Annotated in this window: 16 protein-coding genes; 12 read left to right on the top strand and 4 right to left on the bottom strand. The window is 51.2% G+C overall.

The window, feature by feature from the left end; all coding sequences use genetic code 11:
• Positions 1–203 precede the first annotated feature (203 nt).
• Entirely contained in the window at positions 204–1,697 is a 1,494-nt protein-coding gene (glpK, locus tag ACQY8X_RS11365; RefSeq protein WP_428035260.1) for a glycerol kinase GlpK, read from the bottom strand.
• Between the two features lie 244 nt (positions 1,698–1,941).
• Here glpK and ACQY8X_RS11360 point away from each other — a divergent pair, with 244 nt between their 5' ends.
• Positions 1,942–2,706, top strand: coding sequence for a DeoR/GlpR family transcriptional regulator (locus ACQY8X_RS11360; protein WP_428035259.1), 765 nt, complete (start codon positions 1,942–1,944; stop codon positions 2,704–2,706).
• A gap of 210 nt (positions 2,707–2,916) precedes the next feature.
• Entirely contained in the window at positions 2,917–4,437 is a 1,521-nt protein-coding gene (glpD, locus tag ACQY8X_RS11355; RefSeq protein ID WP_428035258.1) for a glycerol-3-phosphate dehydrogenase, read from the top strand.
• 142 nt (positions 4,438–4,579) lie between these two features.
• Here the strand turns inward: glpD and ACQY8X_RS11350 are convergent, their stop codons facing one another.
• Complete coding sequence (locus tag ACQY8X_RS11350; RefSeq protein ID WP_428035257.1) at positions 4,580–4,975, bottom strand: acyl-CoA thioesterase; 396 nt, start codon at positions 4,973–4,975, stop codon at positions 4,580–4,582.
• Positions 4,976–5,441: 466 nt separating this feature from the next.
• Between ACQY8X_RS11350 and ACQY8X_RS11345 the strand changes: the two genes are divergently transcribed.
• From ACQY8X_RS11345 to ACQY8X_RS11310, 8 genes are all read left to right on the top strand, one after another.
• On the top strand, positions 5,442–6,347 hold the full coding sequence (locus ACQY8X_RS11345; RefSeq protein ID WP_428035256.1) for a LysR substrate-binding domain-containing protein: 906 nt from the start codon (positions 5,442–5,444) through the stop codon (positions 6,345–6,347).
• Between the two features lie 383 nt (positions 6,348–6,730).
• The gene (locus tag ACQY8X_RS11340; protein ID WP_428035255.1) at positions 6,731–7,732 is read left to right on the top strand and encodes a Bug family tripartite tricarboxylate transporter substrate binding protein; all 1,002 of its coding nucleotides are present in this window, start codon (positions 6,731–6,733) and stop codon (positions 7,730–7,732) included.
• 329 nt (positions 7,733–8,061) lie between these two features.
• Positions 8,062–9,255, top strand: coding sequence for a CaiB/BaiF CoA transferase family protein (locus tag ACQY8X_RS11335; RefSeq protein ID WP_428035254.1), 1,194 nt, complete (start codon positions 8,062–8,064; stop codon positions 9,253–9,255).
• Between the two features lie 65 nt (positions 9,256–9,320).
• The gene (locus tag ACQY8X_RS11330; RefSeq protein ID WP_428035253.1) at positions 9,321–10,667 is read left to right on the top strand and encodes an MmgE/PrpD family protein; all 1,347 of its coding nucleotides are present in this window, start codon (positions 9,321–9,323) and stop codon (positions 10,665–10,667) included.
• A gap of 504 nt (positions 10,668–11,171) precedes the next feature.
• On the top strand, positions 11,172–11,768 hold the full coding sequence (locus ACQY8X_RS11325; protein ID WP_428035252.1) for a cysteine hydrolase family protein: 597 nt from the start codon (positions 11,172–11,174) through the stop codon (positions 11,766–11,768).
• An 84-nt stretch (positions 11,769–11,852) separates the two neighbouring features.
• Positions 11,853–12,854, top strand: a complete 1,002-nt coding sequence (locus ACQY8X_RS11320) for a TRAP transporter substrate-binding protein (RefSeq protein ID WP_428035251.1) — start codon at positions 11,853–11,855, stop codon at positions 12,852–12,854.
• A gap of 25 nt (positions 12,855–12,879) precedes the next feature.
• Positions 12,880–13,371 carry a TRAP transporter small permease gene (locus ACQY8X_RS11315; RefSeq protein ID WP_428035250.1) on the top strand — a complete coding sequence of 164 codons (492 nt, stop codon included), beginning with the start codon at positions 12,880–12,882 and terminating at the stop codon, positions 13,369–13,371.
• Complete coding sequence (locus ACQY8X_RS11310; RefSeq protein WP_428035249.1) at positions 13,364–14,653, top strand: TRAP transporter large permease; 1,290 nt, start codon at positions 13,364–13,366, stop codon at positions 14,651–14,653. Before ACQY8X_RS11315 ends, ACQY8X_RS11310 begins: the two co-directional genes overlap by 8 nt.
• Positions 14,654–15,310: 657 nt before the next feature.
• Here the strand turns inward: ACQY8X_RS11310 and ACQY8X_RS11305 are convergent.
• The gene (locus ACQY8X_RS11305) at positions 15,311–16,813 is read right to left on the bottom strand and encodes a tripartite tricarboxylate transporter permease (RefSeq protein ID WP_428035248.1); all 1,503 of its coding nucleotides are present in this window, start codon (positions 16,811–16,813) and stop codon (positions 15,311–15,313) included.
• A gap of 9 nt (positions 16,814–16,822) precedes the next feature.
• The gene (locus tag ACQY8X_RS11300) at positions 16,823–17,335 is read right to left on the bottom strand and encodes a tripartite tricarboxylate transporter TctB family protein (RefSeq protein ID WP_428035247.1); all 513 of its coding nucleotides are present in this window, start codon (positions 17,333–17,335) and stop codon (positions 16,823–16,825) included.
• Between the two features lie 518 nt (positions 17,336–17,853).
• On the opposite strand from ACQY8X_RS11300, the gene ACQY8X_RS11295 reads away from it, so the two are divergent.
• Together ACQY8X_RS11295 and ACQY8X_RS11290 are read left to right on the top strand one after the other, a co-directional pair.
• Positions 17,854–18,654, top strand: a complete 801-nt coding sequence (locus ACQY8X_RS11295) for an enoyl-CoA hydratase/isomerase family protein (protein WP_428035246.1) — start codon at positions 17,854–17,856, stop codon at positions 18,652–18,654.
• On the top strand, positions 18,651–19,733 hold a 1,083-nt coding region (locus ACQY8X_RS11290; RefSeq protein ID WP_428035245.1), incomplete at its 3' end, for an acetate--CoA ligase family protein. The genes ACQY8X_RS11295 and ACQY8X_RS11290, both read left to right, overlap by 4 nt.

Below are 19,733 nucleotides of genomic sequence, written 5' to 3'. Positions count from 1 at the left end.
GCCTTACGATCTGCGGAAAGTGGATTCTGGGGATATTAGCGATCTGACCGCCCCGGCTCTGAGGGCCGGGCGGTCATTCAGGAACAGGTTTACCGCTACGGCTTTCAACAGGGGCAACCCGGCCCCTGCGCAGCATAAACCTACTGACTCAGATATTGGCGGAAACACCCGCTATCGCAGATAAAGAGTGCCCAGCCAGTCATTTACTCAGGTTCGGCCTTTCCCTGAACACGCCTGACAGCATCCTGCCACCCGGCATAGAACTCATCCCGATCCGACTTGCTCATGGTTGGCTCAAAACGCTTGTCACAGTGCCACATCGACTGTAGCGTCTCTAACGATTCAAACACTCCGGCCTGCAAGCCAGCTAAGTAAGCCACCCCTAAGGCGGTGGTCTCAATAATCTCCGGCCGGTCTACCGTTGCCCCAAGAATATCTGAGAGAAAGCTCAGCACCCAGTTGTTAACCACCATGCCTCCATCAACACGCAGTGTGGTTGGTCTGACACCATCACTTTCCATCGCTTTTTGCAGGTCTTTCGTTTGATAACACACCGATTGCAGCCCTGCGGTAACAATCTCCTTAATGCCAGTATCCCGGGTGAGACCAAAAATAGCGCCCCGGGCATTCGGGTCCCAATAGGGCGCACCTAATCCAGTAAAGGCTGGTACCAGATAAACACCATGATCCAGTGGCGTCTGGCAGGCCAGCGGTTCCGCCTCTGCGGCCCCTTTGATCAGTTGCAACCCATCTCGCAGCCACTGAATCGTTGCGCCTGCTATGAAAATACTGCCTTCCAATGCATAGGTTGTTTTACCGTTCAGACGATAAGCCACCGTAGTGAGCAAACGGTTTGTCGAGACCAGGGCTTTATCACCGGTATTCAACATCAGAAAACAACCGGTACCATAGGTGCTCTTGGCCATCCCCGTCGTGAAACAGGTCTGGCCAAAGAGTGCCGCCTGCTGATCGCCAGCGACCCCCAGAATAGGAATCTCGGCCCCCAGCAGCGCCTTAGCAGTGACCCCGAAATCAGCAGAGGAGTCCAACACTTCCGGCAGCATAGACGCGGGTATATCGAACAGCTCAAGCAGCTCCGGATCCCACTCCTGTGTATGAATATTAAACAGCATGGTGCGTGACGCATTGGTCGCATCCGTACGATGCACCTTTCCGCCGGTCAGCTGCCAAAGCAGATAGGTATCGACAGTGCCAAAAACAAGGTCGCCCCGCTCTGCCTTTTCCCGGGCTCCCGGAATCTGTTCCAGCAACCAGCAGATTTTAGTGGCGGAGAAGTAAGGGTCGATAAGTAGCCCGGTTTTCGAGCTGATTAACGCTTCTACACCTTGCGCTGAAAGCTTTTCACAATATTCGGAGGTGCGACGGTCTTGCCAGACAATAGCATTATAGATCGGCACCCCGGTATGCCGGTCCCATACCAGGGTGGTTTCTCTCTGGTTGGTAATACCGATCGCGATAATGTCGTCAGTTGATAGCGCATTTTCAGCTAATACTTTGCGACAGGTTGCCAGAACAGTGCCCCACAGATCATCAGGATTGTGTTCAACCCAGCCATCCTGTGGAAACTTCTGTGAAAACTCCTCCTGAGCCAGCGCATGTACCCGCCCTTCCGTTGTAAAAAGCACCGCTCTGGAACTTGTTGTGCCCTGATCGATGGACAAGAGATATCCAGACATGAACATTACCTATATTGTTATTCTACATGTTCTCAAATGTTCGATAATGCATCATTTATAGCAAACAAACAACGCAGATTTTCAATACCGAACAACAGAACGGCTCTACCTGTATAAAAGTTAAAACAAAACAAAAACTATATGCGATAATTTACCGCTTTCGACCTTCATACAACCGCCCCTGGATGGTGTGCCGCAACGGCTTATGAACAAAACTTACTTATAAACTGGAAGGTTTTTCAGAATGTCACAGAGCCAACGCCAACTTCAAATTATGGAACTGGTCCGGGAAAAAGGGTTTGCCAGTATTGATGAGCTGGTAACGCACTTTAACGTTACCCCTCAGACTATTCGCCGCGATCTCAATCAGCTCGCAGACGCGAAGAAACTCCGGCGTCACCATGGTGGGGCGGGGGCGGAACCGGAATCAAGTACGGAAAATCTCTCTTATCAGTCGCGAAAGATTATGAACCTGGAGGCGAAAGAGCGCATCGCGAAAGCCCTGGTAAAGGCGATTCCGGACGGCGCCTCTCTGTTTATCAACATCGGCACGACCACCGAAACCATCGCTCAGGCTTTGCTAAATCATCGCGACCTTAAAATCGTCACCAACAATATCCATGTCGCCGCAATTCTTTCATCGAAACCGGACTTTACCGTCATTATCGCCGCTGGCGAGGTTCGCCATAGGGACGGAGGCATTGTCGGTGAAGCCACCAGCGATTTTATCGGTCAGTTCCAGATGGACTTTGGCATTATTGGTATCAGCGGTATCAGCATGAACGGATCACTACTGGATTTCGACTATCGTGAAGTCAGAGTCGCCCAGGCGATCATTGAACATTCACAACAGATCATCCTGGCTGCTGACCATACAAAATTTGGTCGAAGCGCAATGGTTAAACTCGGTAATATCTCGCAAATAGACCATCTCTACACCGACCTGACGCCACCCGCAGAGATCTGCGAGATTCTGACTACTAACGATATCAGCCTGCATATCGTCTAGCCCGCAACGTCGCCCGACTCAGTATAAGGCGGGCATTTCACCACGCTCCTGACAGCCACACAGTTCGTGAATGTTTTTTTTCGTTAAAATTTGTTCGTTTTTGATTGATTTTTTTCGTATTAGAACATTATAGTAGCCAAAATCGAAACCCGATAAAAACATATCACCGCTGTCCAGGCTCAAACCGCTATTTGCTGAGGAGAATCCAAGATGAATCTTACCCGTGACGTTTATGACCTCCTTGTTATAGGCGGTGGCATTAATGGCGCAGGTATTGCGGCAGATGCTGCCGGTCGTGGTCTGTCAGTTGTCCTGTGCGAAATGAGCGATCTGGGGTCAGCGACCTCATCCAACAGCAGCAAACTGATCCACGGTGGGCTGCGATATCTGGAATACTACGAGTTCCGATTAGTCAGGGAGGCACTGGCTGAACGCGAAGTGCTACTAAAAAACGCGCCTCACATTATCTGGCCGCTGCGGTTTCGACTTCCCCACCGGCCACATCTGCGCCCGGCATGGATGATCCGCGCCGGTCTTTTCCTCTACGACAATCTGGCCAAACGAGCCACGCTGCCGGCATCAAAGAGCCTGAAATTTGGTGCGGAAAGCGTACTCAAGCCAGCCATGACCCGTGGTTTTGAATACTCTGATGGCTGGGTAGACGATGCCCGTTTAGTTGTGTTGAACGCCTTAGCGGCCCAGGATAAAGAGGCAACGATTAAAACCCGCACCCGCTGCATCAGCGCCAGGCGCACAGATCAGCTCTGGAACATCACTCTACTGGATACACTCACCGGCAACACTGAGGTTCTCAAATCCCGCTCTATCGTTAATGCCGCAGGTCCCTGGGTTTCAAGCCTGTTTAAAGATGCCATGGGCTCGGAGCCGCCCAGACAGGTCAGGTTAGTGAAAGGCAGCCACATCATAGTTCCCCGAATTCATGACGAACCTGAGGCCTACATACTCCAGAACGAAGACGGCCGGATCGTGTTTGTTATCCCCTACGAAGATCGCTTCTCTTTAATCGGCACAACCGATCAGGAGTACGTTGGCGACCCTGCCAGGGTAGCAATCGATCAGGGTGAAATAGATTACTTAATTGAGGTCACTAATCAGCATTTCCGCAGACAGATTAACGCTGCAGATGTTGTCAGAACCTACTCAGGAGTGCGCCCATTACTCGATGACAACGCCGGTTCGGCCCAGGCAGTGACCCGTGACTACACCTTTGAAGTTGACGCCCCCGGCAACCAGGCACCGTTAATCTCGATCTTTGGCGGCAAGATCACAACCTATCGTAAGCTATCCGAAGCGGCCGTCGATAAACTATGTGAGCACTTTCCTGACAGCAAACCAAAATGGACGGCTGATGCCCGCCTGCCCGGGGGTGACTTTGAGAGTCAGCCAGCACTGCAGGAGGAACTGGCGCGCCGATACCCATGGCTGCCGAACCAGCTGATCACCCGATATGTCCGCACTTACGGCACCCTCTGCTACCGTTTGCTCAAAGATATGTCCAGTCTCAGCGAAATGGGAACAGACTTTGGTGCCGGTTTGTACGAAGCAGAAGTCCGTTACCTGGTCGATCACGAGTGGGCCATAACCGTTGAAGACATCCTCTGGCGTAGAACCAAGCGTGGGCTCTACATGACAGAGTCCGACACTGATCGCTTAACCGCCTATATAAACCACCATTGCGATGACCGGGAAAAGCTCTCAGTTAATCAGTAGCGCTTATCTGAATATATAAGGGATTCTTCACCAGCAATGTTCGAAGCTGACCTGATAGCGGAGCCACCTGACAGCCTGCTGTCAGACGCGGTAAAACCGGGCAGGTCTGTCCGGTTTACAACCCATTAAATGCAGTATTCACTCACTCCTGAGCTAACAGATAAGGGGAGAGTTGCTGGCGTATTTCATCACTCACTCTCACCGGTTTGCGGGTATCCATATCCAGAGCCACAATCGTTGTACTGGCCTGAACACACAGTTTATCCTTCTGCCAGATCTCCTGCGCAAAACTGATCGAACTGTTGCCAATCTTATCGACCGCAATTTTTACCGTCACCGGACTGCCCCAGAGTAACTCCTGGCGATAGTTGACGGTAAGGTTCACCACCATCCATGGCTGAGTGATCGCAAGATACTCACGACACAACGCGCCCCTGCCATCACTTAGCCATACCGGTATTACCGTATTGTTGATATGGCCTCGCATATCGGTTTCACTAAAACGCGGTTTGATAACAATTTCAAAATAGTCAGACATAGTAACACTCGGCTCCGTTTCAGTTCTGCTTACTGTTTCATCTTGCAACTTGTCAACAAGGGTTATGCTCTTAACGTATATTGAAGCAATATAAATGGAAGCTAAAAGGCGAATATTCTAAGACAACCGAGTTTTTTCAGACGGTAATGCCTATGCTGTGAATACCGTTAATGACTGATTAAACTGATTGATGCTGTATTAGTTTATTTCAATAATCCGTTTCAGCGACAGGAGAAATTACTAAATCATAAGCCATATTTAAATGTGACAATCGGAGACAATAGCAATATTATCTAGCCGCTTAGATATAAAAACTGAATTGCCTCAGGATATTACCACCATCAGATCATTTATTGATCCAGATAGCAGTCAGGGTTAGACGCAGTTTTTAACGGGCTAATCTATACTTTATTTATGTTTATGGGCGTATTCGGTTAGCCGAAACAATAAAAAGCAAGGCAGGTGTATGAAGTATCCTATCCCACCACTTAACCCACTACGAACTTTCGAGGCGGCGGCAAGGTTATGCAGCCTGACAGCGGCGGCAGATGAATTACACGTTTCTCAGGTCGCTGTCAGTCGTCAGGTTAAAGTTCTGGAAGAGTATCTTGGCGTTATGCTTTTTCGACGTTTACACAGAGGGATCGAGCTGACACGGGAGGGTAAAGAACTTTATCAGGGCATCGCCCATGCATTTCAGGATATTGGACATGCGGCACGGCAGGTCTCCCGCCGGGGACGCAGGGATATTCTATCCATACAATCATATACCACTTTTTCTCAACGCTGGCTGATTCCCCGTCTGGCGCAATTCCACGATGCGAATGAAAATATTGAGGTACGGCTGACTTCTTCCCTGCTGGCAACTGACTTTGAAACACAGAACATCGATGCTGCAATTCGTTCTGGCTATGGGGACTGGCCCGATTTGAACGCCGAGAAGCTGGTTGATATTGAGCTGATACCAATCTGTTCCCCCACGTTTTATGAAACCAATAAGCTCTCCAGCCATAAAGATCTGGCCCGGGTACGCCTGCTCCAGTCGATGGCCCGGCCACAGGACTGGGAGCGCTGGATGGCTAGCGTAGACTTGTCACTGAATTCAACATCCGAACTACGATTCGATACCTCTGCACTCGCTTATGAAGCAGCATCGATGAACATCGGAGTTGCCATCGCGGTGAAAGTTTTTGTTGAACCGCAACTGAAAAACGGCAGCTTCATTGCCCCGTTCAAAGAAACCTGTAAAACCGGAGAGGGCTACTATCTGGTCTGGCCTCGCAATGTTGAGCCCTCCCAGACACTGCTTAAATTTTTATCCTGGATGAGAGCTCTGATGAACGAAGGCAACGGAAGCACACCTGAAGCATAAAATAAGCAACAAAACCTGCCCTGGACTGGCTATGTTACATAGCCAGCCGGTTTCCCATCGTCAGCATGGCCCGCGTTAACCCGCCCAGAAAACGCCTTTAAAACACTCCGCCTATTGAGAGTTACGCAACCGCAAAATAAGCAGGAAATGCTGATAAACACTGCTTTTCTGGCGCAGCAGCTTATTAACGCCCCGACAATAACGTGACTCTTTGCTCTGATCTTCTGTGCTGTCACCGCAGAGTCTTGCCCAAATTTTAAGTGCCCCATGGCCTTACAAATACTCAGTACCACCCCTGAGTGCTTTTTGAGATATTCAATTCAGGGGAATCAACGCCCTGATTATAAATAAAAAATAAAAAGTCAAACCACGGAGGCCGTCTTATGATGGTTAGCAGAGTTAAAAAGAACGCCCGCAAAATCCTTACCACTGTCGCACTGACATTCACCGCTGCTGTTGCTACTTCAGGTGCCGCCTTCGCTGAAAGCGACTGGCCTACAGGTCCGGTTAAAATGATTATGCACACTAAGGCCGGCGGTTCAGCTGATGTATTTATCCGTACTCTGGCAAAAAGCCTGGAGCCACAGATCGGTCAGAAAGTTATTGTCATCAACTCTCCTGGGGGCGGCGGCGCCAGCCAGATGAGCAAAATTCGTCCGGCAAAACCCGACGGTCTGACGCTGGGCATCAACACCCTGACCCACTTTACCGGGATGCTGACCAACCTCAAGGGCACCTTCAGCCTGGATGACTTCTCCTGGATCGGATCCACTCAGGAAGATGCGATTCTGCTGTTCGTGCGCGAAGATTCAGAAATTAACACCCTGGATGACCTGATTGCTAAAGCCAAAGCAAATAATGGAACAGTGAATGTCGGTGGCTTTGGTCCGGTAGGCTCTATGCAGAACATTGGCGTTTCCATGTTAGAAAACGCTGCCGGTGTTAAATTCAACTGGGTTGGTTTCAACGCCACCCCAGATATCATCAGCGCGTTGCTGGGTGGTCACGTTGACGTAGGTGTTTCCAATCTGGGTGCAACCCGCTCTTTCTTCGATGCTAACCGCGTCAAAGGTCTGGGTGTGCTGGGTGAAGAGCGTCTGACCGGTCTGCCGGATCTGAAAACCTTTGGTGAGCAGGGTTACGATGTAGACACCAGCTGGATACAGGTACGTGGCATCTTCGGTCCTGCTGGCATGCCAATGGAAACGCAACAGAAGATTGCTGATGCTTTTCATAAAGCGATGCGAACTGATGATTACCAGAAGTACGCGCGTGCTGCCGGTGTGACCGATTCCTGGATGGGTCCAGAAAAATACGCCAAATTCACCAAAAACGTGTCTAAAGTCGCTGAAACACAGTTGAAAGCGGCAGGCGTACTCGAATAACCGAGAACCACAGATATAGCAATCTCACTGGGAAGGGCTTAATACACCCCTCATGTAATCTCAGTAAAGTAAAGAGCCCGGATAACCAGGACCCTATTCCCGCTTACTTCCGGGCTCTGCGCCAGTAAACAACATTGCCTGTATCGCCAGCCAATTTGCAGGCAGTCCAACAAGCGAACAGTTATATAAAATCTATACTATCAGCAACCGACCCTGGCCTATCGCGCGGGGATGCTGAAATACTCTCACCGGTAGATACAACAGTGCAGGCATTTAAACAGAACCGCGTGACATAACAGCCTGTACAACAAATATATTGTGAGGAATTTATGTCTAAGGCATTCGATAATATCCGGGTAATCGATACCACCCACGTCCTTGCTGGCCCTTTTGCCAGTTATCAGATGGCCGTACTCGGCGCAGAGGTGATTAAAGTCGAATCACCTGAAGAGCCTGATCAGGCCCGCATGCAAGGTTCTGACCGCTCTCTGAATGATATGGGCATGGGTACTGCTTTCATGGCACAGGCATCGAACAAAAAAACAATGGCGCTGGACCTTAAAACCGAAGCCGGTGTGGAAGCGATGAAACGCTTAATTCAGACCGCAGATGTCTTCGTAGAAAACTACAGACCCGGCGCTTTTGACGCTCTGGGACTGGGTTACGAGGAGATGTCCAGGTTAAACCCAGGGCTGATCTACTGCTCGATATCCGCTTTCGGTTCAACCGGCCCAAGACGTGAGCAGACCGCCTACGATGCGGTTATCCAGGCCTTTTCCGGTATGATGGCAATGACCGGCCACGGCGATGGCAAGCCATTAAAAAGTGGCGCACCGGTTGTCGATTACGCCACCGGCACTACCGCAGCCTACGCTATTTCTGCAGCACTGTTCCAGCGTGAACGTGAAGGCGGTAAAGGCCAGTTTATCGATGTCTCAATGCTGGATGTTGCCACCATTCTGTGTAGCTCACACCTGACCGGTTATCTGTGGAATGGCAAACACCCGGAGCAGAAAGGCAACGTATTCCCATTTGCTACCATCGGCTACTACCATGCTTCTGACGCACCGATGATGATCTCTGCGTCTAACCTGCCGCAACAGCGCAGACTCTGGACCGCGCTGGGCCGGGAAGACATGATCAAAACCAACAATAATCAGCGACTGGATGCGCATGCCGAAGAAGCCGAGGTACTTACCAGTATCATTGGCACTATGTCTGCTGACTACTGGGAAAAATTCCTTCAGGAACGAGGCATTCCGGCAGCCCGCGTTCGCCGTCTGGAAGAAAGTATTGCTGATCCCCATATCGCCAGCCGCAAACTGCTGCATAAGCATGATGCCCCTGACAGTCCGGTTGACGGGCTTACCGTACCGGTTGCCGGATTCATCATGTCCGAGAGCCATTCCGAAATTAATCTGCCACCACAACCGGTTGGCGCGCAAACCGCAGAATTGCTGCAGGAACTGGGCTATTCCCAGGAGGAGATTAATGCCATGCAAAAACTCGGCGCGACTAACTGATATTCAAATAGTTAACGAATCTTGCCACTACCCTCCCGATGGTATTGGCTGGCAACAGGATCGATATGATAAACAATCCGATACAATCCCTGGCCGAAGCGGCGGCAAGCTGGCATCAATCGCCCCTGAGTGACGATATCAGCCAGGCTACCCGCCGGGCTATCCTCGACTGGTTTGCCACTACACTGCCAGGCTGTGTTCAGCCTCCGGCGATGCTACTGGCTGCTGCCTGTCATTCCAGCCGGGGTAACGGCAAAGCGGTCTGCTATGTGGATGGCAGCCTGGGCTCCGCCCGCCATGCTGCACTGATTAATGGCACTGCCAGCCACACCGTCGAGTTTGATGATATTTTTAAAGACGGTGGCTACCATCCTGGCAGCCCGACGATCGCCGCAGCACTCGCCGTAGCTCAGGATCAAGAAGCTTCTCTGGAGCAGTTACACCGGGCGATTATTGCCGGTTATGAAGTCGGCTGCAGAATATCCCTGGCTATCCAGCCCAGCCATTATACCTATTGGCATATCACCTCAACGGTCGGCACGATTGGCGCTGCGGTTGCGGCAGCAATGCTGTTGAAAGGCGATGCAACCATTATCGCCAATGCTATCGCACTGGCGACCAGTTTCGCCGGCGGACACCAGCAGAACCTGCAGGGCGAAGGGATGGCTAAAGCGATGCACCCTGGGCACGCCGCCGATGCTGGTATTCTGGCCGCGATGGCCGCTGCCGAAGGCATGACCGGATCGATGGACAGTCTGCATGCCCCGAAAGGTTATGCTGCGGCAACCAGCGCTTCCACCGGTAACTGGGATGCGGCATTTGAAGGCCTGGGTGAGTGGACCCCGATCACCCGGATGACGGTCAAAAATCATGGCTGTTGCGGACATATTTTTCCGGCTCTGGACGGGCTCAGAATACTCCAGTCTGAACATGATTTCGCCGTAGAAGATATTCACAGCATCCATATCGAAGGTTACGGCCCAACCTATAATATGTGCAACCGGCCTGCGCCTAAGTCAGCTCAGGAAGCGCGCTTCAGTATCCAGTACTGCATCGCCGCGCAGTTCTTTCTGGGCGCTGTGCGTCTCAGCGCGTTCACCGAAACCGCCCTTGCACGGGAAGATATCAGGGCGTTTATGCCCAGAGTCAGCGTCAGCGAAGATGCTGAGCTGGCCGCAGCCTACCCCAGAAAACGGATGGCACGCATCAATGTCACCCTCAACAATGGACAGACACTGAACCATTTCCAGCAAACCCGCAAAGGGGACCCTGAAAACCCACTGACCGATGCAGAGATGATCGCCAAGTACGATGAACTGGCGGGCTCTGTGATCGCCCCAGAGACACGGGTAAACCTGCGTCACCAGATTTTGCATAGCCACAATCTGCCACAGGAAGTTGCGCTGCAATAACCCTCTGCACCAGTCTGTATCAAGCATTTTTTAATAAACCTGATCCTCGTATCAGGTTTATTTGCATATATTACAGCCTATAAAAGGCGCTATCCCCGTTAAGTCTTTAGCGCGTCGAAAACGATTAATCCCGCAATGACTAACATTGTCAGATACTCACTCTGACACTACCGCTTGATCTACAATAAATAACCTCCCCAACTCACCCTTAACTGTACCTATTCATTCTTTTAATTCTGTCCCTATTATTATTTACAAAACTATCAACGACAAAAAATTAAATGAATTGCAGTGACTAAAAACAGCCTCAATAACGAAAAAAACGACAAAACATAATCACATTATAATCAACAACTTAAAATAAATTATCATATTGAAAATCGTATCAGACCAACATTTAACCACCCCAAAGAAAACAAATAGTTTCTTCAAACACCGACCCATCTTGACTAGATTCACTAAGGTAAACCTTAACAAGAAAAAATATCCCCGTAGGTACGTTATATGAGATCCGCACTAATCATTCTCGATATGCAGAATGAACTGATAGACCCACAAGGCAAAGTTGGCTCTAAAGGCTTCTGGAAAACCGTTGACGAGTTAAAACTGGTTGAGAAAACCGCCAGGGTTGCCGATGCTTTTCGCGACAGGAACTGGCCTGTTGTATTCGTCAATGTTGGCTTTGAAAAAGGCTACATTGATGCCATCAGTCAACAATCCAGACTGGCACACCTGAAAGAGATGAACGCCATGATCATCGGCGAATTCGGCACAGGCTTCCCGCCTGCACTGGCACCTCGGGAAGGCGAACTGGTGGTCACCAAACGGGCGGTCAACCCATTTCACAATACCAACCTTCTCAACTGGCTGCAGTGTAACAAGGTAGAGCATATCGTTCTGGCCGGAGTGTACACCCATATGGTGGTCGATAGCACCGCGCGCCACGGCGATGACTCGGGCCTGTTCGTCTCAATCCTGGAAGACTGCTGCGCCTCACCCGATATGGAACTACACCGGACCGTGTGCGAAAAAGTTCTGCCACTGTTCGGCACCGTAACTGACTTGGTCACGTTACTGGAACAGATCGGCCAGCAGGACTAACCACCTGGCGCTGGCATACCTGCCGGGACAACGCCTTTTCCATAGTCATATTTTAATCCCTACCAACAAAAATAACGGATAAGAATGATGAAATACTTAAGACACTCACTGATCCTCGCCGCTGCTGTTCTGTGCAATCTGGTTTCAATCGCGAACGCCGCAGAGTTTAATCTGCGCATCGCTAACTGGAACCCAAACCCTCATCATGCGGTCTCTGTCGCACTGAATGAGTGGGCAGATAAAATCAATAAAGAGTCCAATGGACGCATTAAGGTAACGGTGGATAAAGCCATTATCGGTAAACCCGCCGGTCAGTATGACCTGATTAAGCAGGGCGTCGTCCAGGCAGGATGGGGAGCATTGCCCTGGACGCCGGGCCGCTTCGAACTGAGTCAGGTCGTTGAACTGCCTTTCCTGGTTCCCAGCGCTGAAGAGGGCAGCCGTAAAATTACTCAGATCTGGCAGAAACACTTCGCCGATAAAGAGTTTACCGATACCAAGCTGCTTGCTATTCACGTTCACTCTCCCGGTGCGCTGCATACCAAAGAGAAAGTCACCTCCCCCGCTGACCTTAACGGCATGAAAATCCGCACCATCGGCTCTGGCGTAAAGTGGGCCGAAGCGCTGGGAGCAACAGCTGTCGTCATGCCTGCCAGCAAAGCACATGAGGCACTGGCCCGTGGCGTCGCCGATGGCATTCTGTTCCCCTGGGATGCGATCAAATCTTACCGCCTGGAAAAACTTCTGCCTTACCATTTAGAGGTTCCCAACGGTTTTTATACCATCGCTTTCTTCTTTGCGATGAACCAAAAATTCTATGACTCACTACCCGCAGATCTTCAGGCACTGATTGATGCCAACTCTGGCCCGGACACAGCAGCCTTCCTCGGCCGCGCATGGGATGCTGCTGCGGATAAAACCCGTAGTGATATCGCTGCGGACCCAGGCCACGAAATCAATACAGTGACCGCTGAAGTACTCAGCGATCTTCAACAACGCTCAAAAGCGATTACTGCCGACTGGAAAGCCAAGGCTGAAGCTAAGGGTATCGATGCTGACGCCGTTCTGGCGGAATTCAACGAGTAACCTGAGCGAATAAGGGAACCTGTATATGATTGGCGAATATGCCCGTCGAACCACTACCGTGATTACGGTAGTGGTTTTAGCTGCGCTCTCGATACTTATCTTTATAGATGTTATCGGGCGCTACATTTTTTCATCTCCACTCCCTGGCAGTATTGAACTGGTCGAAGGCTTCATGGCAGTAGTCATGCTGGGCTCGCTGACTCAGGCAACCTATTCACGCGAACATATCAGACTCGAGTTCATCATCATTAAAGCGCCTCATGGCTGGCGCACGGTGCTTGAAAAACTGAGTCAGTTTGCAGTGGTACTGGTCACGGCGGGAATCGGATGGGGGCTGTTTGAAAGAACCCTGTCCCTGCGTGATTCCGGTGATTTAACACCGGTACTGCATCTGCCGATCTATCTGATGGCCGGATTTGCGTTTCTGATAGCCGTTGCAGCGATCATGGTCGCCGCCCGATTGCTGTTTAGCCCCGACTCTTCAGCTCTGCCCTCAGGAGAATCTAATCATGACTGAGATAGAAGTCACCATTCTGGTTGTCAGCATGCTGCTGGGCATGATGCTGCTCAGCATCCCCATCGGTGCATCCATGGCGATCTCAGCCTTTACCGGCATTCTGATTCTGTATGGCTTTGATACCGCGTCGTTTATCATCGGCGAGGTGGCGATGGAGATCAGCTTCAACTACGAGCTTTGCATCGTGCCGCTCTTCATTCTGATGGGCAACCTGGCAACCCGTTCAGGGATGTCAGCCGATCTTTACGAAGGCTGCTCCCGCCTGTTCGGGGGGGTTAAAGGTTCACTGGCGATGTCCACTATTGCGGCATGTGGATGCTTTGCTGCGGTTTCCGGCTCATCCCTGGCAACAGCGACGGCACTGGGCCAGGTTGCCCTGCCGGAGATGAAAAAGTACGGCTATAGCGATGCCCTGGCCACCGGCGCAGTGGCTGCTGGCGGCACCATTGGAGTACTCATACCGCCGTCCATCATTCTGGTGATCTATGGTGTGCTGACAGAAACCTCCATCACTGACCTGTTTGTCGCAGCGGTGATACCCGGCATCATGCAGTTGATTATCTACACCCTGACTATCGTTATCGTCGTACGGATGTGGCCAAAATCCGCTGGCGCGGGCTCCCCGACTACGCTGAAACAAAAACTCAGTGCCCTGCCTAAACTCGCCAGCATGGTCTCTTTGTTTGTACTGATTATCGGCGGCCTCTATCTGGGTATTTTCACGCCAACAGAAGCCGCCGGATTCGGCGTCATCTTCGCCCTGATGATCGGTTTAATTCGCAGATCACTGAGCTGGCGTCACATTGTCGAGTCGCTGAAATCAACAACCAGGACGACCGGGATGATTGCCCTGATCGTGTTTGGTGCCTTTATGCTGATCAACTTCTTCGTTCTCACCCGCGCCAACATCACCATCGCAGACTATATTGTCTCGTTTGATGCACCGCCAATGCTGATCCTGTTGGGCATCCTGTTAATCTATCTGATTTTAGGTTGTTTCCTGGACAGTATCGGCATGGTTCTGCTCACTATTCCGGTGGTATTCCCTATCGTGCAGAACCTCGGTTACGACCCGGTATGGTTTGGCATCATTCTGGTGATTGTGGTGGAAACCGGCATGATAACCCCTCCATTAGGTATTAACGTCTTTGCGATAAAGTCGATCGTCCCAACGGTCAAATTATCAACGATATTCAAAGGGGTAACCCCGTTCTGGGCAGCCGACATCATTCGTCTGGCACTGCTGATTATCTTCCCAGGGATTACACTGTTTTTACTCTAGGGCAGCAGCACTAAACCCGGACAAGCCACAACAAAGACATCGCAAAGGGGAAGGCGTTCGAGCAACGGCTTCCCCTTTTTATACCCCTGTTTAGCCCCGCTTCCCCTCTATCGGGACGATCTGAAGATCGATCACTGCTGAGTAAAGTCTGCCGCAACACCAACGCTCCTGCCTGCTCCTAAACTCAGCAAACCCAACCATCCTGCAGCGGCTCGCCCCCCCCCAAAAAAAATCCAAACTGGATAGTCCAGACGGTTTCTTTCCGCCGTTGGACATGTTCGGTTTCTATCTCAGCAATATAGGGATAACAGCAAGTAACGCCTCACTATGCAGCCCCTGACTAAAAGAATGAACACTATATAGGGCCGCAGCATGTGAAGTCTGCAGTGCACTTCCGGACTAGCGGACCGCCTTATTGGTAGTCGCGACAACAGTAACATCGGCCCCGGTGCCAGACAGACGTTGTCACTAACAGGCGTGCTTTTAAGACACCCAATTCAGTCAGGAGCAGTGCGGTTACAGCAGGTTTTTTCAATCAAAGCCCTGAGCCAGCCATGTGTGACAACAGCGCACAAGTGGAATGCCTGGAATAAAAAAAACCCTTATCAAAACTGATAAGGGTTGAAGTGCCAGGAAGTGATATGGAACAGGTGAGTATTACTCTTCGTCGTGGAAAGCCTTGCGCTTATTCCAGCTACGCAGCGCACTGATCGCAGGAAGAGCAAAAGACAGTACGGCAATCGTCAGCAAAATCAGCGTGATTGGACTGGTGTAGAAGATATCCATGTCACCATTTGAGATCAGCAGCGCACGACGGAAATTTGTTTCCAGCATCTCACCCAGCACCAGCGCAAGAATAATAGGTGCCAGTGGGATATCAAGCTTACGGAATATATAACCCAGAATACCAAATGCCAGGGTAATCATGACCGGAAAGACTGAGTTCTCAGATGCGTATGATCCGATCAGACTGATTGCGGCAACAATAGCGGCAACCATCGGGCGGGGAATATCCGATACTTTAGCCCAGAACCGTGCCCCCAACAGACCGATCAGTATCATAATTGGCACACTGACCCACAACGAGGCAAAAATGGTGTAAGGGATCTCAGGAGACATCGTGAACAGCAGGGGACCCGGCTGAATCCCATGAATCATCAACGCACCAATCATGATCGCAGTGGTTGGAGACCCGGGGATACCCAGCGCCAACAGCGGAGACAGTGCCCCGGAAACCGCCGCATTATTTGCGCTTTCAGAGGCGCAGATCCCCTCAAGGCTGCCTTTACCAAACATCTCAGGCTTCTTTGATGTTCTCTTAGCAACGCCATAGGAAACGAATGAGGCTATTGAGGCACCAGCACCGGGAATGACTCCGATGATATACCCCATAATGGAGCTGCGCATCAGATGCCATTTCAGAGTCATAAAGGTTTTCACCGGAACAACCAGCAATCCGGACATAGCCATGCTCTTGGTTTTAGCGGATGGTCCCTCTTCTATCATGAAGATAACTTCCGAAAGCGCATATAAACCAAGCAAAACAGGCACCAGCGGCAGCCCTTCAAAAAACTCAGGGCTATAGCTGAAACGGGGTACACCTGTTTGAGCATCCAGACCGATAGTCGCCAGGCCCAGACCGATCCCCATCGCAACTGCACCCTTCAGAGGTGAACCCGTTGAGAAACTGGACACCAGACTCAGCCCCACTAATGCCAGACCAAAATACGCCGTAGGGCCGAAACTCAGTGCCATCTCCGACAGCGGCACAGCAGTAAGAAACAACAGAATAGTACTGACAAAGATACCAATACCAGAAGAGATAATTGAGATATTCAGGGCAACACCGGCTTTACCCTGTTGGGTCAGCGGAAAGCCATCCCAGGAGGTAGCTACCGCAGCAGCGGTTCCGGGAGAGTTAAGCAAAATAGCCGATATCGCTCCGCCATACTCCGCCGCCGCATAAAGGGCGATCAGCGTCACAATAGACACCAGCGGATCAAGGCTGTAGGTGAACGGGATTAGCAATGCCACCCCCAGACTAGGCCCCAGTCCGGGTATCGCACCGATCAGGTACCCAAGAAAAGCGCCAACCAGCAGGCCTACCAGAACCAATGGATCTGCAAACGCTGAAAAACCAAGAACTAAGTTATCTAACATGACTACACCTCAAGGGAAATAAACGCCGAGCGCCAGAACAAACACAACATGGATAGTTGCGCCTAACACGACAGGTATAGAAACCAGATAACCGATGCGCCGCTCACCACCAGCCAGCATCACCATAAAACTAAGAATAGCCATACTGCCAAATGCGCCCAGTATTTCCATAAAGGACACGACCGCAATCAACGCTGCTATCGATAACGCCACATAACCCGGACGGGGAAAGGAGGCATATTCAGGGGTATTTCCTGAGATAAGCTTTACCAGACTGAGTATTGTCAATCCCAGAGCGCAGGCCAGTGTGACAACACCGATAATCAATGGAAACTCTCCAGCACCCACAGCCTTAGCATTGAAAGGCTCGGGCAACTGCAAAGCTTCGTAGAGATAAAAGCCAGAAACCATAGTGATCAGGGCACCGCCCAGCAGTTCCAGCAACGGCATGGAGATTTTAACCAGACCTGCACTTAAGCTCTGGTTATCCTCCGTGGTGCCCGATGATATTGAATTATTCATTCGATACTCCAACTCAAGCCAGATATTCCTGACTCACCCTCCGGCGATTAAGCCACAAGGGTTGGTTATTATTATTGATGGTGCATTCCGGTCAATTTCAGCGGCCACAATCTAACGCCAGAGGCGTTGTGATGTTTTTACTGCCATTCAAGTCAGATATGCACTCTGCTAATTACTATGACCTAACGCAGCCCACTACTGAACTAAGTATTTATTAGGCTTTGGACAGACCTCCGCTTGCCCCAAATGTACAAAAAAGCGACGAGAGGCAGATAAACCGCGCTGTTCCGCGCTACACAGCCCGCATCGTTATAACAATTTGTTAGCTATGTAAGCAGCTTTACTCAATTGAACAGAACTGTTCCACGTTAAATAATGATTGGACTTTATAAATGCTAACAAGCGTTTTTTTGCAACATTGTCATTGACAGAAATTTCACCGAACGCTGGGTAAAACGGCATTCGGTATCGTCTCCGGTCCAACTGCCAGGAGATAGGTTAATAATAAGAGGCACACTATGAGCGAAGCACCCCTGATACAGTATTCTATTAACAATGGCGTCGTTACCCTGACCCTTGACCGACCAGAAAAGCGCAACGCAATGAGCGATGCGATGCGCGCTGAACTGGTAGAACATCTGGTTTCGATCCGTGCTGACCGCTCGGTTCGCGCATTAATTATTACAGGTAACGGTAAGGGCTTCTGCGCGGGTGGCGATATCGCGGGCATGAAAGCGCGTATGGAAGCAGAACTATCAACTGTCGGCTTCAACGGCTGGGATCGTCAGCAAGGCGTACACTATGCGGCAAGCCTGCTGCTGAACCTGCCGGTTCCCACAATTGCTGCCGTTAACGGTGCGGCCGCCGGTCTGGGTGCCGACCTCGCCCTGTCCTGTGATTTTGTAGTAGCTTCACAGCAGTATGCACATTTTACCTGGGCTTATATCGCCCGTGGACTGGTTCCCGATGGTGGCGGTATGTACTTCCTGCCACGCCGGGTCGGTTTAGGCCGGGCTAAAGCCCTGATCTTCAGCGGCCGCCGGGTGGGCGCAGACGAAGCACTGCAACTGGGGATAGCAGATCAGCTCTGTGATGCCAGCGAACTGCTGAACACCGCGCAGGCAATGGCTGAAGAGATGAGCAGCGGTTCACGCACCGCAATCGCACTGACCAAATCCATTATCAACCATAGCTACGAAATGTCTGATCATCAGGTCTTTGCTGAAGGCAGCAAAGCACAGGGCATCTGCTATACATCGAAAGAGCACCGCGACTCTGTTCAGTCCTTCCTGGATCGCGCAAAGGAGGCAGGGAAATGAATCAGATCGACGCACTGCTCAACCCGAAAAGCATCGCAGTTATCGGTGCTTCAGCTGATCCGACTAAAACATCGGGCCGACCAATATCTTATCTGCTGAAGCACAACTTCAGCGGCCCCATCTATCCGGTTAACCCTAAAGCCACCGAGATTCAGGGGCTGACCTGTTATCCAAATGTTGAAGCTCTGCCACAAGCCCCCGATGTGGGCCTGGTACTGCTGAACGCCAAGCGCAGCATTGAGGCAGTTCGTTCACTGTCTAAGATGGGCTGTAAAGCCGCAGTGGTGCTTGCCAGTGGCTTTGCCGAAGCGGGTGAAAGTGGCATGGGACTGCAGGACGAGCTGAAAGAGGCCGCCGGTTCGATGCGTTTGCTGGGCCCCAATACTATCGGCCTGGTCAACCTCAACGCCGGTATTCCACTGTCGGCCAGTGGCGCACTGGAAGTCAGTGATCTGCCTGCCGGTGATGTTGCCGTTGTCTCTCAAAGCGGCGGTATTCTCGGTGCATTGCTCTCCCGTGCTGCAGGACGGGGCATCGGTTTGTCCTCCCTGATCTCAACCAGTAACGAGGTAGATCTGGAAGTCAGTGACTTTATCGAATACCTGATCGATGATGACAACACCAAAGTGATCGCGCTGTATCTGGAAAGTATCCGCAACCCGCAGCGGTTCCGTGAAGTGGCTATCCGCGCCCGTGAAGCTGGAAAACCGCTGGTTGTATTCAAAATCGGGCGCTCTGAAGCGGGTGCCAGTGCTGCCAGTTCCCATACCGGGGCTCTGGCGGGTGAAGACCGGGTTTATGATGCATTCTTCCGTGAACTGGGCGTTATCCGGGTCAACACCTTCGACGAGTTCCTCGATATTCCTGCAGTACTGGTTGCGGGACGCAAACTGGCAGGTCGTCGCGTAGCCGTACTCACCTCCACTGGCGGTGCCGGTACCCTGATCGCCGACAGTCTGGGCGTTACCGCATTTGATACCCCGCCACCGGATGTCGACACCGCTGAAAAACTGCGGGCACTTCAGGGTGACACCCCGACTGCGCTAGACCGTAATCCGATTGACGTTACCCTGGCCGGA

The organism is Amphritea sp. (assembly GCF_050300915.1).
GTDB lineage: Bacteria > Pseudomonadota > Gammaproteobacteria > Pseudomonadales > Balneatricaceae > Amphritea.
This window is presented reverse-complemented; position numbering and strand designations above follow the sequence as displayed.

Excerpts from the sequence above, each read along its gene's own strand:
- ACQY8X_RS11315 (WP_428035250.1), top strand. The coding sequence starts at position 12,880 with ATGATTGGCGAATATGCCCGTCGAACCACTACCGTGATTACGGTAGTG.
- ACQY8X_RS11330 (WP_428035253.1), top strand. The coding sequence starts at position 9,321 with ATGATAAACAATCCGATACAATCCCTGGCCGAAGCGGCGGCAAGCTGG.
- glpD (WP_428035258.1), top strand. The coding sequence starts at position 2,917 with ATGAATCTTACCCGTGACGTTTATGACCTCCTTGTTATAGGCGGTGGC.
- glpK (WP_428035260.1), bottom strand. The coding sequence starts at position 1,697 with ATGTCTGGATATCTCTTGTCCATCGATCAGGGCACAACAAGTTCCAGA.
- ACQY8X_RS11350 (WP_428035257.1), bottom strand. The coding sequence starts at position 4,975 with ATGTCTGACTATTTTGAAATTGTTATCAAACCGCGTTTTAGTGAAACC.
- ACQY8X_RS11340 (WP_428035255.1), top strand. The coding sequence starts at position 6,731 with ATGATGGTTAGCAGAGTTAAAAAGAACGCCCGCAAAATCCTTACCACT.
- ACQY8X_RS11345 (WP_428035256.1), top strand. The coding sequence starts at position 5,442 with ATGAAGTATCCTATCCCACCACTTAACCCACTACGAACTTTCGAGGCG.
- ACQY8X_RS11325 (WP_428035252.1), top strand. The coding sequence starts at position 11,172 with ATGAGATCCGCACTAATCATTCTCGATATGCAGAATGAACTGATAGAC.
- ACQY8X_RS11300 (WP_428035247.1), bottom strand. The coding sequence starts at position 17,335 with ATGAATAATTCAATATCATCGGGCACCACGGAGGATAACCAGAGCTTA.
- ACQY8X_RS11305 (WP_428035248.1), bottom strand. The coding sequence starts at position 16,813 with ATGTTAGATAACTTAGTTCTTGGTTTTTCAGCGTTTGCAGATCCATTG.
- ACQY8X_RS11360 (WP_428035259.1), top strand. The coding sequence starts at position 1,942 with ATGTCACAGAGCCAACGCCAACTTCAAATTATGGAACTGGTCCGGGAA.
- ACQY8X_RS11310 (WP_428035249.1), top strand. The coding sequence starts at position 13,364 with ATGACTGAGATAGAAGTCACCATTCTGGTTGTCAGCATGCTGCTGGGC.
- ACQY8X_RS11335 (WP_428035254.1), top strand. The coding sequence starts at position 8,062 with ATGTCTAAGGCATTCGATAATATCCGGGTAATCGATACCACCCACGTC.
- ACQY8X_RS11320 (WP_428035251.1), top strand. The coding sequence starts at position 11,853 with ATGATGAAATACTTAAGACACTCACTGATCCTCGCCGCTGCTGTTCTG.
- ACQY8X_RS11295 (WP_428035246.1), top strand. The coding sequence starts at position 17,854 with ATGAGCGAAGCACCCCTGATACAGTATTCTATTAACAATGGCGTCGTT.